Annotated in this window: 12 protein-coding genes; 6 read left to right on the top strand and 6 right to left on the bottom strand. The window is 74.1% G+C overall.

Annotation, left to right across the window (positions count from 1 at the left end):
• Positions 1–165: 165 nt before the first annotated feature.
• Positions 166–1659: a GAF domain-containing protein gene (locus ACVJO7_RS15745; protein WP_491673489.1), complete on the top strand. Its 1494-nt coding sequence runs from the start codon at positions 166–168 to the stop codon at positions 1657–1659.
• A 26-nt stretch (positions 1660–1685) separates the two neighbouring features.
• On the opposite strand, the gene ACVJO7_RS15740 is transcribed toward ACVJO7_RS15745, so the two are convergent.
• From ACVJO7_RS15740 to ACVJO7_RS15730, 3 genes are all read right to left on the bottom strand, one after another.
• A complete protein-coding gene (locus ACVJO7_RS15740) occupies positions 1686–5594 on the bottom strand; it encodes an ABC transporter ATP-binding protein (protein ID WP_491673627.1) in 3909 nt (1302 codons plus the stop codon).
• A gap of 61 nt (positions 5595–5655) precedes the next feature.
• The gene (locus tag ACVJO7_RS15735; RefSeq protein ID WP_344029730.1) at positions 5656–6513 is read right to left on the bottom strand and encodes a hypothetical protein; all 858 of its coding nucleotides are present in this window, start codon (positions 6511–6513) and stop codon (positions 5656–5658) included.
• The gene (locus ACVJO7_RS15730; RefSeq protein ID WP_344029727.1) at positions 6510–7433 is read right to left on the bottom strand and encodes an ATP-binding cassette domain-containing protein; all 924 of its coding nucleotides are present in this window, start codon (positions 7431–7433) and stop codon (positions 6510–6512) included. Before ACVJO7_RS15730 ends, ACVJO7_RS15735 begins: the two co-directional genes overlap by 4 nt.
• 206 nt (positions 7434–7639) lie before the next feature.
• Between ACVJO7_RS15730 and ACVJO7_RS15725 the strand changes: the two genes are divergently transcribed.
• The 3 genes from ACVJO7_RS15725 to katG are packed head-to-tail and all read left to right on the top strand — an operon-like array spanning position 7640 to position 11945.
• Entirely contained in the window at positions 7640–9199 is a 1560-nt protein-coding gene (locus ACVJO7_RS15725; protein ID WP_491673488.1) for a long-chain-fatty-acid--CoA ligase, read from the top strand.
• Positions 9200–9253: 54 nt separating this feature from the next.
• Positions 9254–9706 carry a Fur family transcriptional regulator gene (locus tag ACVJO7_RS15720; RefSeq protein WP_344029721.1) on the top strand — a complete coding sequence of 151 codons (453 nt, stop codon included), beginning with the start codon at positions 9254–9256 and terminating at the stop codon, positions 9704–9706.
• Complete coding sequence (katG, locus tag ACVJO7_RS15715; protein WP_491673487.1) at positions 9699–11945, top strand: catalase/peroxidase HPI; 2247 nt, start codon at positions 9699–9701, stop codon at positions 11943–11945. The genes ACVJO7_RS15720 and katG overlap by 8 nt, the downstream gene beginning before the upstream one ends.
• A gap of 78 nt (positions 11946–12023) precedes the next feature.
• Here the strand turns inward: katG and ACVJO7_RS15710 are convergent, their stop codons facing one another.
• Both ACVJO7_RS15710 and ACVJO7_RS15705 read right to left on the bottom strand, forming a co-directional pair.
• Positions 12024–12731 (bottom strand): alpha/beta fold hydrolase, encoded by a 708-nt coding sequence (locus ACVJO7_RS15710; protein WP_491673486.1) that lies wholly within the window; start codon positions 12729–12731, stop codon positions 12024–12026.
• 54 nt (positions 12732–12785) lie between these two features.
• Positions 12786–13175, bottom strand: a complete 390-nt coding sequence (locus ACVJO7_RS15705; protein ID WP_344029714.1) for a DUF5997 family protein — start codon at positions 13173–13175, stop codon at positions 12786–12788.
• A gap of 43 nt (positions 13176–13218) precedes the next feature.
• Between ACVJO7_RS15705 and ACVJO7_RS15700 the strand changes: the two genes are divergently transcribed.
• Entirely contained in the window at positions 13219–13905 is a 687-nt protein-coding gene (locus tag ACVJO7_RS15700) for a LysR substrate-binding domain-containing protein (protein WP_491673485.1), read from the top strand.
• A 68-nt stretch (positions 13906–13973) separates the two neighbouring features.
• Here the strand turns inward: ACVJO7_RS15700 and ACVJO7_RS15695 are convergent, their stop codons facing one another.
• Positions 13974–14945 (bottom strand): acyl-CoA desaturase, encoded by a 972-nt coding sequence (locus ACVJO7_RS15695; protein ID WP_344029709.1) that lies wholly within the window; start codon positions 14943–14945, stop codon positions 13974–13976.
• Positions 14946–15062: 117 nt separating this feature from the next.
• Between ACVJO7_RS15695 and ACVJO7_RS15690 the strand changes: the two genes are divergently transcribed.
• Positions 15063–16094 carry an LLM class F420-dependent oxidoreductase gene (locus tag ACVJO7_RS15690; RefSeq protein ID WP_491673484.1) on the top strand — a complete coding sequence of 344 codons (1032 nt, stop codon included), beginning with the start codon at positions 15063–15065 and terminating at the stop codon, positions 16092–16094.
• Positions 16095–16108: the final 14 nt, after the last annotated feature.

Here is a 16108-nt window from a genome sequence, read left to right as displayed (position 1 = left end):
GGACACGGTGGGTGCAACCGTCTGAGCAGGCAGGTCTGCCGGGCCGTATCTGCGGGTATGCTCCCGTTTCCAGGACTGGCGAACCCACGGTGGCGATCCCGCGACGCAGCGGAACCGCACGACGTGGCGCCCGCGTGGCGCCCGCGGCTGGAACGGGGAGGCGACATGCTCGATGCAGACGGTGGATCGGCCGCCGACGAGCTCGTCGCGGACGCGAACCGGCTGCGCCGCATCTACGACGACGGGCTCGGCACCGGCGGATCGACCGGTGCCCCGCGGCCGGTGGTGTCCGACTCCTGGCAGCGCAGCCTCGCCGCCCGGGTCGACCCGGACAGCCGGCTGCCCCCGCTGGTGTACCGCGCCGACGAGCTGCGCGAGGTCCGCGAGAACCATCCGCTGCACGCGGTGATGCCGCTGCTGCGCACCACCCTGGTGAGCATCGCCGACGAAGCGATGCACGTCATGCTGGTGACCGACGCCGACGGCCACGTGCTCTGGCGGGACGGCGCGCACGGCCTGCTGCACTCCGCCGACGACGTCGGGCTCTGCGAGGGCACCCGCTGGACCGAGGATGCGATCGGGACCAACGCGATGGGCACCGCGCTCGCCCTCGACGAGCCGGTCCGCATCCACTCCGCGGAGCACCTGGTGCGCACCTACCACGACTGGACGTGCGTGGCCGCCCCCGTTCACGACCCGGACACCGGCGACACCATCGGCGCGATCGACATCTCCGGCCCGCTGCACACCGTGCACCCGGCGCTGGTCCAGCTGGTCACCGCCACCGCGCACCTCGCCGAGAACCAGCTGCGGGTGCGGCTCGCGATCGCCGACGAGCGGCTGCGGGTGAAGAACATGCCGCACCTGTCCGCGCTGCGCGGCGCCGAGGGCGCGCTGCTCTCGCCGAGCGGGCGGGTGATCGCGAGCGAGCCCTACGGCCGGTTCCCGGAGCGGATCCGGGTCGAGGAGGGCGCGGAGCGGGTCCGGCTCGGGGACGGCCGCGAGATGGCCGTCGAACCACTGACCGAGGGCTACCTGCTGGTGCCGCCGTCGCGGCGGCGCGGCCGGGTGACCCGGTCCACCGGCTCGTCGCTGGCGCTGCGGTTCACCGGCGGCGCCGGGCCGCGGATCACCCTGGACGGGACGGACACCGCAGCCACCCTGCGCCCGGCCGAGATCCTCACCGCGCTGGCCCTGCACCCGGACGGGCTGTCCGGCGAGCAGCTGACCCTGATGCTCTACGGGGAGGACGGCAACCCGACGACCGTGCGCGGCGAGATCCACCGGCTGCGCAGCTCGCTGGGCGCCGATCTGCTGCTGACCCGGCCGTACCGGCTGGCGACCGAGCCGGACGCCGACTTCCTGCGGATGCGGGCCGCGCTGCGCGAGGGCCGGGTCGCCGACGCGCTGGACGCCTGCCACGGCGAGCTGCTGCCCCGCTCGGACGCCCCGGCGGTGCGCGAGCTGCGCGACGAGCTGGTCGCCGGCCTGCGGCACGCGATCCTCGCGACCGACGACGCCGGGCTGCTGCACCGCTACACCGGGCATCCGCTGGGCGGCGACGACCTGCAGGTGCACGAGCGCCTGCTGGAGCTGCTCGACCGCGACGACCCGCGCCGCCCCGCCGTCGCGGCCCGCGCGGAGCGCCTGCTCGGCTGAGCCGGCACCCGGCTGCCCGGCCCTGCTCAGGGCCGGGTGGCCAGCGGGCTGTCCGGCTCCGGTTCCAGCTCGCCGGCCCGCCACAGCGCGGCGTAGCGGCCCCCGGCCCAGACCAGCTCGTCGTGCGTGCCCTGCTCGGCGACCCGCCCGTCGGCCAGCACGACGATCCGGTCCGACCGGCGGGCGGTCTGCAACCGGTGCGCCACCACGAACGCGGTGCGCCGCGAGGACACCCGCTCCCCGGCGGCCAGCACGGTGGCCTCGGTCGCCGGGTCCAGCGCGGCCGTGGCCTCGTCGAAGATCAGCACGTCCGGGTCGACCAGCTCGGCCCTGGCCAGCGCGACCAGCTGGCGCTGCCCGGCCGACAGCCCCTGCCCGCGCTCCCCGACCGGGGTGCGGAACCCCGCGGGCAGCGACCGCACCAGGTCGAGCGCGCCGACCGCACGGGCCGCCGCCTCGATCGCGGCGGGCGAGGCGTCCGGCCGCCCGTACGCGATGTTGGACGCGACGTCGCCGGTGAACAGGTGCGCCTCCTGCGGGACGACGCCGAGCCGGGAGCGGTACCCGGCGAGCGGGTAGCGGCGGACGTCGACCCCGTCGACCCGTACCTGCCCCTCGCCGGTGTCGTAGAACCGGGCCAGCAGCTTGATCAGCGTGGACTTCCCGGCGCCGGTCGCCCCGACCAGCGCCACCGTCTCGCCGGGCGCGACCCGCAGCGAGACGTCGTCCAGCGCCGGACGGTCCACCCCGGCGTAGCGGAAGGTGACGTGGTCCAGCTCCACCTCGCCGCGCAGCCGTTCCGGCACCTCGACCGGCTCCAGGTCGCCGCCGCGACCGGCCCGGTCGGGCACCGAGGTGGGGGTGCGCAGCAGCTCGGAGATCCGGTTCAGCCCGACCCGGGCCTGCTGGTAGCCGTCGAACACCTGGGACAGCTGCTGGACGGGGCCGAAGAACAGGGTCAGGTACAGCAGGAACGCGAACAGCACGCCGGGCGTCATCTCGCCGGCGGCGATCCGGGCGCCGCCGATGCCGAGCACCACCGCGGTCGCGACGTCGGAGAGCAGCGCGACGAACGGGAAGTAGGTGGCGATGTAGCGCTGGGCCCGCAGCCGGGACCGGCGGTAGGCGTCCGAGCGCTCGCCGAACCGGTCGTAGCTGAGCTCCTCGCGCACGTAGGCCTGCGCGATCCGGACGCCGGTGACGTTCTCCTGCAGGTCGGCGTTGACCACGCTGACCCGTTCCCGGGCCTCGGCGTAGGCCCGCGAGGAGTAGCGGCGGAACACCACGGTGCCGGCCAGCAGCAGCGGCAGCAGCCAGCCCAGGGCGTAGAGCGCCAGCTCGGCGTCGGTCAGCACCAGCGCCACCGCGACGCCGGCGATGGTCAGCAGGCTGACCACGGCCTGCGCGAGACCGGTCTGCAGGAACGTCGACAGCGCGTCGACGTCGGTGGTCATCCGGGTCATGATCCGGCCGGAGAGCTCGCGCTCGTAGTAGTCGAGGCCGAGCCGCTGCAGGTGCGCGTAGCTGCGGATCCGCAGCAGGTAGAGCAGGCTCTCACCGGCCCGGGCGGTGACCAGTGTCTGGAACCCGACGACGACGGCGTCGATCAGCACGATCAGCAGCCCGACCAGCGCCGCGACGACCAGCACCCGGGTCGCCCCGTCGACGATGCCGGAGTCGACGGCGACCCGCGCCAGGGTGGGCAGGGCGAGCGTGGCCAGCGCGTCGGCGGCCATCAGCGCGATGCCCAGCACGAGCAGCGGACGCACCGGCCGCAGCAGCGACGCCAGCCGGAAGTCCGGGTCCGGCGCGGTCGGGTCGCCGCCGCCGCGCAGCCGCGGCGACTCGGTGGGCGGGGGCAGCTTCGCGACCGCCTCCAGCAGCTCCGGGGTGGCGCTCACCGAGCCGGCCCAGCCGGCGGCGCCGCCGCCCGCCTCCCGGCCGAGCGCCCGGTCCGGGTCGGCCGCCGCCTCCGCGGTCGCCGGCCACAGCTCCGGGGTGCCCGCGGTCACGGCGGCCCCGGCATCAGGGGTGCCCGCGGTGGTCGCGGTGCCCGCGGTGGCCGCCGGACCGAGCGCGGCCGCCGGGTCACCGGGCCCCCGGCCGTCGCCCGGGCCGCCGGGCTCGCGCCGGGCGGCGCCGCCCAGCTCGTCGACCGATCCGGTGGCCAGCAGCTCCCGGAAGAGCGGACATCGGCCGCGCAGCTCGTCCTCGGTGCCGATGTCGACCACCCGGCCGCGGTCGAGCACCGCGATCCGGTCGGCCAGCGCGAGCGTCGAGCGGCGGTGCGCCACCAGCAGGGTGGTGCGCTGTGCGGTCAGCTCGTGCAGCGTCTCGTGGATCGCCGCCTCGGTCGCCGTGTCCACCGCGGACGTCGCGTCGTCGAGCACCAGCACCCGCGGCTTCGACAGCATCGCGCGGGCCAGCGCGATCCGCTGCCGCTGGCCGCCGGACAGGGTCAGCCCGCGCTCGCCGACCTCGGTGTCGTAGCCGTCGGGCAGGTCCTCGACGAACGCGGCGACCTGCGCCGCCTCGGCGGCGGCCCGGATCTCGTCCTCCCCCGCGTCCGGCCTGCCGTAGGCGATGTTGTTGCGGATCGTGTCGGAGAACAGGAACGCCTCCTCGAACACCACCCCCAGCTCGGCCCGCAGGTCGTGCAGCCGCAGCTCCCGCAGGTCGACGCCGCCGATCCGGAGCGCCCCGGCCTGCGGGTCGTAGAAGCGCGGGAGCAGCAGCGCGACCGTCGACTTGCCGGAGCCGGCAGGCCCGACCAGCGCGAGCGTCTCCCCCGGCTCGACCCGCAGCGACAGCTCGTCGAGCACCGGATCGGGTGCGGCGTGCCCGTCCGGCCCGGAACCCGCCGGTTCGTAGCCGAACCGCACCGCGTCGAGCTCGACGGCCAGCGGCCCGGCCGGCAGCTCGCGGGGCTCGGCCGGGTCCACGATCTCGGACTCGGCGTCGACGATCTCGTAGACCCGCTCCGCGGCGGCCCGGGTGAGCTGGCCGGTGACCACCAGCGCGCCGATCAGCCGGGCCGGCCCGACCAGCATCCCGACGTAGGCGGTGAAGGCCAGGAAGGTGCCGAGATCGATCGAGCCGCGGGCGGCCATGAGCCCGCCGACCCCGATCACCGCGACCTGACCGAGGCCCGGCAGCGCCAGCAGCGCCGGATTGAGCCGGGCGGTCAGCCCGGCGGCGCGCAGCCGCTCGCCGTAGAGCCGGTGCGCCCGGCGCTCCAGCTCGGCGGTCTCGCGCGCCTCCTGGCCGAAGCCCTTCACCACCCGGACGCCGGTGACGGTCTCCTCGACCTGCTGGGCGATCTCGGCGGCCCGCTGCTGGGCCGACCAGGTCGCCGGGAACAGCGCGCGCCGGATCCGGTTGGTCGCCAGGAACGCCACCGGCAGCATGACCAGCGCGATCACCGTGAGCAGCGGGGACAGCCACAGCATCGCCGCGATCGCGACGACGACCAGCACCACGGTGCCCGCCGACAGCGGCACCATCGACAGGAAGCCCTGCACGAGCTGCAGGTCCGAGATCGACCGGGAGGCGACCTGCCCGGTGCGCAACCGGTCCTGCCGCACCCCGTCCATCCGCTGCACCGCGGCGAACACCGCGCGGCGCAGGTCGTGCTGGACGTTCAGCGCCATCTTGCCGCCGAGGTAGCGGCGCACGAAGGCGCCGGCGAACTTCACGACGCCCAGCACCAGCAGCGCGAGCACCGCCGGCAGCAGGACCCCGGTGTCGCCGGCAACGACACCGTTGACGCCCTCGCGGATCACCAGCGGGCCGACTGCCTCCAGCCCGACGCCGGCCATCGAGGCGGCGAGCGCGCCGAGGGTGACGCGGCGGTGCCGCAGGCAGGCCTGCGCGAGGCGGCGGATCCAGCCCGGCCGGGCCGGATCGTCGTGCGGGGGACGGGACACGTGGATCAGGCTATGCCCGACCCCCGACAGAAAGCCTGCCGGTCCGGCCGGGCTGCTGGTCAGGTGCTGGTCACGTGATGTCCCGCCGCCCGCCGACGACGACCGCGAGCGCGACCCCGGCGGCGGTCCAGGCGAGCAGCACCAGCAGCGCCACCCAGCCGGGCGGCGGCGCGCTGACCCCGGCGAGGAACTCCAGCACCATCCGGCCGTCGGTGCCGGCGCCGGCGGTCCGGACCGGTGCCTCGTAGAGCGCCACGTCGCCGGCGTTGCCGGGCAGGAACGGGGTGAGCCGGGCGAACACCGACGGGTCGCCGAACGACGACTCGCCGGCGCGCAGCGCCCCGGCGATCATGTTCTCGCCGAGCAGCAGGTAGCCGACGGTGAGCGCGACCGCGCCGGCCTGGTTCGGCACGAGCGTCCCGATCGCCACCCCGAGCCCGCCCCACAGTGCGCAGACCAGCACCCCGACCGCGCCGAGCCCGGCCAGCTGGCCCCAGCCCGGGAGCTGCTGGCCGCCGAGCACGGCGCCGCCGAGCAGCGGTCCGAGCAGCGCGACGACCAGCCCGTAGATCCCGGCGACGACGGCGCCGACCACCACCTTCGCGCCCAGCACCTGGGTCCGCGCGCCGGTCAGGTAGGCGAGGGTGACCGTCCGGTGCCGGAACTCGCCGGCGGCGAGCAGCGCACCGAACGCGGCGCCGACGACGGTGGTCATGCTCAGCGTCGAGGCCATCCCGGTGAGCAGCAGGATCGACGACGTCTCGGTCGCCGCCGGGACGAGCAGCGTGATCAGGCTGCCGAACAGGCTCATCGCCAGCGCGAGCAGCAGCACCGGGATCAGCATCAGCCACCACAGCCGCACCGACAGGGTCCGGCGGATCTCCGCGTGCAGCACCGCCATCCAGCGGTGCGGGGCACCGACGGTCATCCGATCTCCTCCCCGGCGAGCAGCCGCAGGAACATCTGCTCCAGGCCGACCCGTTCCTCGGTCAGCCCGTGCACCGCGACGCCCGCCGCGAGCGCGAGGTCGCCGACCCGCACGCCGTCGGCGCCGGCCACGGCCAGCCGCCCGTCGTCGATCCGGTCGATCTCGGTGATCCCGGCGGCGGCGAGCGCCTCGGCCAGCCGGACCGGGTCGGCGGCGCGGACCAGCACCCGGGCGTCGTGCCCGGCACGCAGCTCGGCGACCTCGCCGTCGAACCGGCACCGGCCGCGGTCGATGACGACCAGCCGCTGGGCGGTCAGCTCCATCTCGGCGAGCTGGTGCGACGACACGAGCACGCTGCGCCCGGACGCCGCGAAGGCGTTGAGGAACGACCGCAGCCAGGCGATGCCGTCCGGGTCGAGGCCGTTGCCCGGCTCGTCGAGCACCAGGATCCGCGGATCGCCCAGCAGCGCGGCGGCCAGCGCCAGCCGCTGGTTCATCCCCAGCGAGAACCCGCCGGCCGGGCGGTCGCCGGCCGCCGCCAGGCCGACCAGGGCGAGCACCTCGTCGACCCGGGTGTCGGGGACGCCGATCGCGGCCGCGGCGGCCCGCAGGTGCGCCCGCGCGGTCCGCTTCGGGTGCACCCCCTGGACCTCCAGCACGGCGCCGACCACCCGGCCGGGCGAGTCCAGCGCGCCGTACGGGACGCCGTCGACCAGCGCCCGGCCCGCGCTCGGCCGGACCAGGCCGAGGATCATCCGTAGCGTCGTCGTCTTGCCGGAGCCGTTCGGCCCGAGAAACCCGGTCACCGATCCGGGCTCGACGGTGAAGCTCAGGTCGTGCACCGCCTCCACCGGCCCGAACCGCTTGCCCAGACCTTCCACGGTGATCCGGCCGGGTCCGGCCGGTGCCGTCTCCTGCACTCCAGGCCCTTCCGCCGCTCTCAGCCGGTCCCGGGCTCGCGCCCGGACACCGCGTGCCGGGCCATCCTGACCCAGCGCCGGCGACCCGGCCGAGGCGGGGCGCACCGGAGTTGTCCACAGGCCGGCCGACCCCCTGGTGCGGGGCGGACGGAACGGACAGGATGGCGTGCGTCACACGCACGACCGAGTCGCAAGGGAGCTACCTCGTGATCGACCCGAACAGCACCGTCTCGTCCCTGCTGCAGCGGCACGCCTCCGAACGGCCGGACGACGAGGCCCTGCGGTTCGGCGGGGTCGTGCGCACCTGGGCCGAGCTCGACGAGCGGGTCCGCCGGCTCGCCGCGGCGCTGCGGGCCGAGGGGATCGGCCCCGGCGACCGGATCGCGGTGCTCGATCTCAACCACCCGTCGTGCCTGGAGCTCTCGCTGGCCTGCGCCCGGATCGGCGCGGCCAACGCGGTGGTCAACTTCCGGCTCGCCCCGCCGGAGATCCTCTACGTGATCAACGACGCGCAGGCGCGGCTGCTGGTCGTCGGCCCCGAGTTCGCCGCGGCGGCGGCCGGGCTGCGGGACAAGCTGGACACCGTGCAGCGGGTGCTCCCGGTGGGCGGCGACACCGACGAGTACGAGGCGTTCCTGGCCGCCCACGAGCCGGACACCGAGCCCTACGACGCCGCGCCGGACGACTGCTTCGTGCAGCTCTACACCTCGGGGACGACCGGCTTCCCGAAGGGCGCGATGCTCACCCACGCCGGGATGCTGGCGCACGCCGCGCACGTGGCCGCCGACTTCGAGCTGGGCCCGGCCGACGTGGTGCAGGTGGCGATGCCGCTGTTCCACGTGGGCGGCACGAGCTACGCCTTCGTCGCGCTCGCCCAGGGCGCGCGGATCGTGATGGCCCGGATGCCCGATCCGGCGGCCCTGCTGGACATGGTGGCCGAGCAGCGGATCACGCACACGTTCTGGGTGCCCGCGCTGATGGGCGCGATGACCCAGGTGCCCGGCGCGGCGGACCGCGACTACTCGTCGCTGCGCGCGATCTCCTACGGCGCCTCGCCGATGCCGCTGCCGGTGCTCCGGGCGTCGCTGGAGCTGTTCGGCCCGCGGCTGCACCAGGTGTACGGGATGACCGAGGCGTGCGGCGTGGTCACCTCGCTGGGCCCCGGGGACCACGCCGATCCGGCCCTGGCGCACCGGCTGGTCTCGGCGGGCACGCCGATCAGCGGCGTCACGATCGAGGTCCGGGACCCGGCGACCGGCGACCGGCTCGGCACCGACCAGCCCGGCGAGATCTGGGTGCGGACCGACCAGCTGATGAGCGGGTACTGGCAGAAGCCGGAGGCGACCGCGTCGGCGATCACCCCGGACGGCTGGCTCCGGTCCGGCGACGGCGGGCACGTCGACGCCGACGGGTACGTCTTCATCACCGACCGGATCAAGGACATGATCGTCTCCGGCGGGGAGAACGTGTACCCGGCCGAGATCGAGCGGGTGCTGGCCGAGCATCCCTCGGTCGGCGACGTCGCGGTGATCGGCGTGCCGGACGAGCGCTGGGGCGAGGTCCCGAAGGCGTGCGTGGTGGCCGCGCCGGGGGCGACCGTCGACCCGGAGGCGCTGATCGCCTACGCCCACGAGCACCTGGCCTCGTTCAAGTGCCCGAAGACGGTCGACGTGCTGGACGAGCTGCCGCGCAACGCGACCGGCAAGATCCTCAAGAAGGACCTGCGGGCGCCGCACTGGGCCGGCCGGGAACGCAGCACCGTCTGAAAATGAGACACGCCGAAACTTGACCTGTTCCAGAAAAGTGGGCAGGCTCGACCCGTGTCGATCGCTTCGGACCACGAGGGCATGTTGCGCGGAGCCGCGCTGCGCGTGACGCGCCCCCGGCTGGCCGTGCTGCACGCCGTGCACACCCATCCGCACGCGGACACGGACACGATCATCCGGGTCGTGCGGTCGGACCTCGGCGAGGTGTCCCACCAGGCCGTCTACGACGTCCTGCGGGCCCTCACCGGGGCCGGTCTCGTGCGGCGCATCCAGCCGTCGGGCTCCGTCGCGAGGTACGAGGCCCGGGTCGGCGACAACCACCACCACGTGGTCTGCCGATCCTGCGGGGCCATCGCCGACGTCGACTGCGCCGTCGGCCACACGCCCTGCCTCACCGCGTCCGACGACAGCGGCTTCGTGATCGACGAGGCCGAGGTCGTCTACTGGGGCCGTTGCCCCGCCTGCTCCACCACCACCACAGATCCTGGAAGGAGTGCCCGTGTCTGACGAGCACGTCACCGTCGAGGCCGAGATGAACCGTGAGGAGGACGGGGGCTGCCCCGTCGCTCACGGCCGCATCGCCCACCCCACCGAGGGCGGGAGCAACCAGGACTGGTGGCCGAACCAGCTCAACCTGAAGATCCTCCGCAAGCACAGCCCGGCGTCCGACCCGATGGAGCCGGACTTCGACTACGCGAAGGAGTTCGCGACCGTCGACCTCGACGAGCTGGCGCGCGACGTCGACGCCGTCATCACCACCTCGCAGGACTGGTGGCCGGCCGACCACGGCAGCTACGCCGGGTTCTTCATCCGGATGGCCTGGCACTCCGCGGGCACCTACCGGACCTTCGACGGCCGCGGCGGCGCCGGCGCCGGCATGCAGCGGTTCGCGCCGCTGAACAGCTGGCCGGACAACGGCAACCTGGACAAGGCGCGCCGGCTGCTGTGGCCGGTCAAGCAGAAGTGGGGCCGCAAGGTCTCCTGGGCCGACCTGATGGTCTTCGCGGGCAACCGCGCCCACGAGATCTCCGGTTTCCCGATGTTCGGCTTCGCCGGTGGCCGCGCCGACGTCTGGGAGCCGGAGGAGGACGTCTACTGGGGCTCCGAGAAGGAGTGGCTGGGCAACGACGCGCGCTACGGCGGCAACACCGACATCGCGCACCGCGAGCTGGAGAAGCCGCTCGGCGCGTCGCACATGGGCCTGATCTACGTCAACCCGGAGGGCCCGGACGCCAGCGGTGACCCGATCGCCGCGGCCCGCGACATCCGCGAGACCTTCGGCCGGATGGCGATGAACGACGCGGAGACCGCCGCGCTCATCGTCGGCGGGCACACCCTCGGCAAGACGCACGGCGCCGCGAACCCGGACGAGAACGGCAACGTCGGCCCGGAGCCGGAGGCCGCCGACATCACCGAGCAGGGCCTGGGCTGGAAGCAGAACTACGGCAGCGGCAAGGGCCGCGACGCCATCACCTCCGGGCTCGAGGTCATCTGGACCCGCACCCCGAACCGGTGGAGCCACGACTACCTCAAGCACCTCTACGCCTACGAGTGGGAGCTGGAGCAGTCGCCGGCCGGCGCCAAGCAGTTCGTCGCCAAGGACGCCCCGGAGATCATCCCCGACCCGGAGCCCGGCTACCCGAACCGCAAGCCGCGGATGCTGGTCACCGACGTCGCGCTGCGGGTCGACCCGGTCTACGGCGAGATCACCCGCCGCTGGCTGGACAACCCGTCCGAGTTCGAGGACACCTACCGCCGCGCCTGGTACAAGCTGACGCACCGCGACATGGGCCCGAAGGAGCGCTACATCGGCGCCTGGGTCCCGACCGAGGAGCTGCTCTGGCAGGACCCGGTGCCCGCCGTCGACCACCCGCTGGTGGACGCCGACGACGTCGCCTCGATCAAGGCGAAGGTGCTGGAGTCCGGCCTGCCGGTGACCGACCTGGTCAAGACCGCCTGGGCCGCGGCCTCGTCGTTCCGCCAGTCCGACAAGCGCGGTGGGGCCAATGGCGGGCGCATCCGCCTCGAGCCGCAGCTCCAGTGGGAGGTCAACGACCCGGACACGCTGCGCACCGTCATCTCGAAGCTGGAGTCCCTCCAGTCCGAGATCAACGGCTCGCTCGGCGGCGGGAAGAAGATCTCCTTCGCCGACCTGGTCGTGCTGGCCGGCGCCGCGGCCGTCGAGAAGGCCGCCGCGGACGGCGGGTACGACATCACCGTGCCGTTCGTCCCGGGCCGGACCGACGCCACCCAGGAGAAGACCGACGTCGAGTCGTTCTCCTACCTGGAGCCGACCGCCGACGGCTTCCGCAACTACCGCGGCAAGGGCCACACGCTGCCCGGCGAGTTCCTGCTGGTGGACCGGGCGAACCTGCTCGGCCTGACGGCGCCGGAGATGACCGTGCTGGTCGGCGGCCTGCGGGTGCTGGGCGCCAACACCGGTGGCTCGACGGCCGGGGTGCTCACCGAGCGCGTCGGCACGCTGTCGAACGACTTCTTCACCACGCTGCTGGGGCCGGGCATCACCTGGCGTTCGGTGGCCGGCGACGACGACGCCTTCGAGGCCGTCGACGACTCCGGTACGGTGAAGTGGACCGGCACCCGGGCCGACCTGGTCTTCGGGTCGAACTCCGAGCTGCGCGCCGTCGCCGAGGTCTACGCCTCCGACGACGCGAAGCAGAAGTTCGTCGACGACTTCGTCGCCGCCTGGGACAAGGTCATGACGGCCGACCGCTACGACATCTGATCATCGTCTGACACCCCGATGCCCGGGCCGGTCCGCCGGCCCGGGCATCGGCGCGTCGCACGCCGGGATGTGCCGGGATCAGGTGCCGGCGGCGAGCAGCTCCGCGAGACGCCCCGGCTCGGAGAGCATCGGCCAGTGCCCGGTCGGCAGCGACACGAACGACCAGTCCGGCCCGCCCAGCTCGGCGAAGCCGGGCACCCCGGCGTCGATCAGCGGGCGGATGTCCTCGGGGGTGAAGCTGCACGCCACGACCGTCTTCGGCAGGGTCTCGTCGGTCTCGCCCCGGCGCACGCCGGTGAGCACCACCCCGGCCGGCTCGGCGAGCGAACGGGCGCGGACCTCGTCGAACAGCGGATCCGGGATGCCGGCGGTGCTGCTGCCCGCCGCGTCGAGCTCGGCCCGCGGGGGCATCGGGAGAGCACCGTGCGCGGCGAGCGTCGCGCGGGTCGCCGCCTGCGCCTCCGGCGGGGTGAAGTCGATCTGGGCGACGCCGTCGGGCAGCGGCCCGGTGTCGACGAGGACCAGCCGCGCGATCGGGTCCCGGGCGCGCTCGGCGGCCGCGACGCAGACCGGGCCCGCGCCGCTGTGCCCGACGAGCACCACCGGCCCGGGCGCCCCGGCCAGCGCAGCCAGCACGTCGGACACGTGCGACTCCGCCGTGTCGCCCGGCGCGTGGCCGAGCTCGACCGCGGTCGCCTCGTGGCCGCGGGCGCGCAGGTCCGCGGCCACCGCGTCCCACGCCGATGCGCCGAGCCAGAAACCGGGAACGAGCAGGTAGGTCGTCATGCCCCCGGACCATGTCACCCGATGAGGACAGTTCCGGTCCTCATTCGCGGCGGCTCAGCTGCCGGGTCGCTCCGGCGGCCGCGCGGCCGCGATCCGGGCGGCCTCGCGCTGCGACTCCGCCCGGGTGGCGCGCTCGCGGCCGAGCCACTCCGGCTGCTCCTGCTTCAGCGCGGTGATCTGCTCGGTGGTCAGCGGCTCGGTGATCCCGGCCCGGGCCAGCCCGGAGATGGAGACGCCGAGCCGGTCCGCGACGACCGGCCGCGGGTGCGGGCCGTCCCGGCGCAGATCGCGCAGCCAGGCCGGCGGATCGGCCTGCAGGGCGTCGAGCTCGTCGCGCGAGATCACCCCGTCCCGGAACTCGGCGGGGGTCGCGTCGAGAAACACCCCGAGCTTCTTCGCCGCCGTGGCGGGCTTCATCGTCTGGGTGGACCGCTGACGCGTCATGTCCCCAGGATATCGGGGCCCGGACGGCGGATAGCCTGGGCAGGTGACCCCCGCCTCCTTCCGCCTGGGCTACGTACCGGGGGTGACCCCGGGCAAGTGGGCACGGATCTGGGCCGAGCGCCTGCCCGACGTCGCACTGGACCTGGTCGGGCTGACCGTCGCCGACGCCGAGGACGCCGTCCGGTCCGGCGCGGTGGACGCCGGCGTCGTCCGGCTGCCGATCGACCGGGCCGGGCTGCACGCGATCCCGCTCTACACCGAGGCGACCGTGGTCGTCGTCGGGAAGGACCACGTCGCCACCGCGGTCGACGAGCTCACCGTCGACGACCTGGCCGGCGAGATCGTCCTCCGGCCACCGGACGCCGCGCTGACCTGGGACGATCCCGCGCCGGGCAGCGCGCCGGTGAGCGCCCCGGCGACGACGGCCGAGGCGGTCGAGCTGGTCGCCGCGGGCGTCGGCGTGCTGGTCGTCCCGCAGTCGCTGGCGCGGCTGCACCACCGCCGCGACCTCACCTACCGGCCGCTGACCGGCGGGCCGGCGTCGGGCGTGGTGCTCACCTGGCCCGAGGACGCGACGACCGAGCTGATGGAGCAGTTCATCGGGATCGTCCGCGGGCGCACCGTGAACAGCTCCCGCACCCCGCCGCGCAGCACCGACCGGCGCCCGGCGGCACCCGCGAGGACCCCGGACCGGCGGCGCCCGGCCCGCCGCAACCGGCCCCGCCGCTAGCCCCGGACGAACGGCAGGGCCCCCGCAGCGGATGCTGCGGGGGCCCTGCCGGGATGACGCGGGGTGGCTCAGGCCGCCACGGCGGCTTCCTTCTTCGCGGCCAGCCGCTCGAGGCGCCGCGTGGTGGGCCAGCGGACGTTGGTCGCCCAGCCGGCCTTCTCGAAGCCGCGGATGACGACCGCCGAGATGTCGACCTGACCCTTCTTCACGCCGTGCCGGGCGCAGGTCGGGTCGGCGTGGTGCAGGTTGTGCCAGGACTCGCCGAACGACAGCACCGCCAGCCACCAGACGTTCGCGGACTTGTCGCGGGAGGCGAAGGGGCGCTCGCCCCAGATGTGGCAGATCGAGTTGATCGACCAGGTGACGTGGTGCAGCACCGCGACCCGGATCAGGCCGGCCCAGATGAACGCGGTGAACGCGCCCCACAGGGACATGGTCACCAGGCCGCCGATCAGCGCCGGGCCGAGCAGGCTGACCACGACGATCAGCGGGAAGGCCTTCTCGACGCGCATGATGTCGCGGTCCTCGAGCAGGTCCGGCGCGAACCGCTTCATGTTGGTCAGGTCCCGATTGAAGACCCAGCCCAGGTGCGAGTGCCAGAAGCCCTTGACCAGCGCCTTGGCGCCGGTGCCGTAGAGCCACGGCGAGTGCGGGTCGCCCTCCTTGTCGGAGAACGCGTGGTGCCGGCGGTGGTCGCCGACCCAGTCCAGCACGCTGCCCTGCAGCGACAGGCTGCCGGCGATCGCGAGCGCGATCCGCAGCGGGCGCTTGGCCTTGAACGAGCCGTGCGTGAAGTAGCGGTGGTAGCCGACGGTCACACCGAGACCGCTGATCGCGTAGAAGACGACGAACAGCGCGACGTCGACCCAGCCGAGCCCCCAGCCCCAGGCGAGCGGGACCGCGGCGAACAGCGCCAGGGTCGGGACGATCACGAACACGCCCACCAGGAACGCGGCACCCGGGGGGCGCCGGCCGTCGGTGATGGGAGCGGGTCCGCTGCTGCGGGTGCTGGTGTCCGGGGGTGCGGCCTCGAGCGTCATGGCTCCATGACACCCGTGCCGCCGGGTCCCGGGCAGTGCGGCTAACCCCCCTATCGCGCTTCGGGTTTCACGGCGCAGGTACTTGACCCGCGAGTAACTTAGGACTACCCACGTGCTGTGAAGCTCTCCACGATGCTGCCCTACGGCGACGACCCGATCCGCAACGCGGACGCGGTCACGGACATGGAACGGGCGGGCCTGGACATCGTCTGGGCCGCCGAGGCGTACAGCTTCGACGCCGTCTCGTTGCTCGGCTACCTCGCGGCCCGGACCGAGCGGGTCGAGATCGGCTCGGCGATCCTGCCGATTTACTCCCGCACCCCGACCCTGACGGCGATGTCCGCGGCCGGGCTGGACGCGCTGTCCGGCGGCCGGTTCAATCTCGGCCTCGGCGCGTCGGGCCCGCAGGTGATCGAGGGGTTCCACGGCGTCCCCTACGACAAGCCGGTCGCCCGCACCCGGGAGATCATCGACATCTGCCGCCGGACCTGGCGGCGGGAGCGGATCACCAACGAGGGCCTGTACCCGATCCCGCTGCCGGAGGGGCAGGGCACCGGCCTCGGCAAGCCGCTGAAGCTGATCAACTACCCGAAGCGCGCCGACATCCCGATCTGGGTCGCCGCACTCGGCGACAAGAACCTGGAGATGACGGCCGAGCTCGCCCAGGGCTGGCTGCCGCACGTCGTCCTGCCGGAGAAGATCCGGGAGGTGTTCGGCCCCGCGCTCGACGCCGGCTCCGCCAGGCGCGCCCCCGAGCTGGGCCCGCTGCAGATCACCGGCGGCGGGATCTGCGCGCTCGAGGAGGAGATGTTCGAGCCGGCCCGCCAGGCCGCCCGCGGCATGTACGCCCTCTACATCGGCGGGATGGGCGCCCGCGGCCGGAACTTCTACAACACCGTCTTCGCGCGGCAGGGCTACGCGGACGAGGCGAAGATCGTCCAGGACCTCTACCTGGACGGGAAGAAGGAGGAGGCGATGGCCGCCCTCCCCGACGACTTCATCGACAAGGTCTCGCTGATCGGCCCGGAGGGCCACGTCCGCGAGCGGATCGCGGCGCTGCGCGAGAACGGGATCACCCACCTGCACGTGAACCCGATGACCAGCGACGTGAACGGCACCTTCGAGAAGCTCAAGTCCTGGATCGGCTGACCGGCGCGCGCCGG

This window comes from Pseudonocardia sp. DxW, from assembly GCF_058448985.1.
Note: the sequence above shows the minus strand (reverse complement) of the source record. Positions and strands in the feature narration are given on the sequence as shown.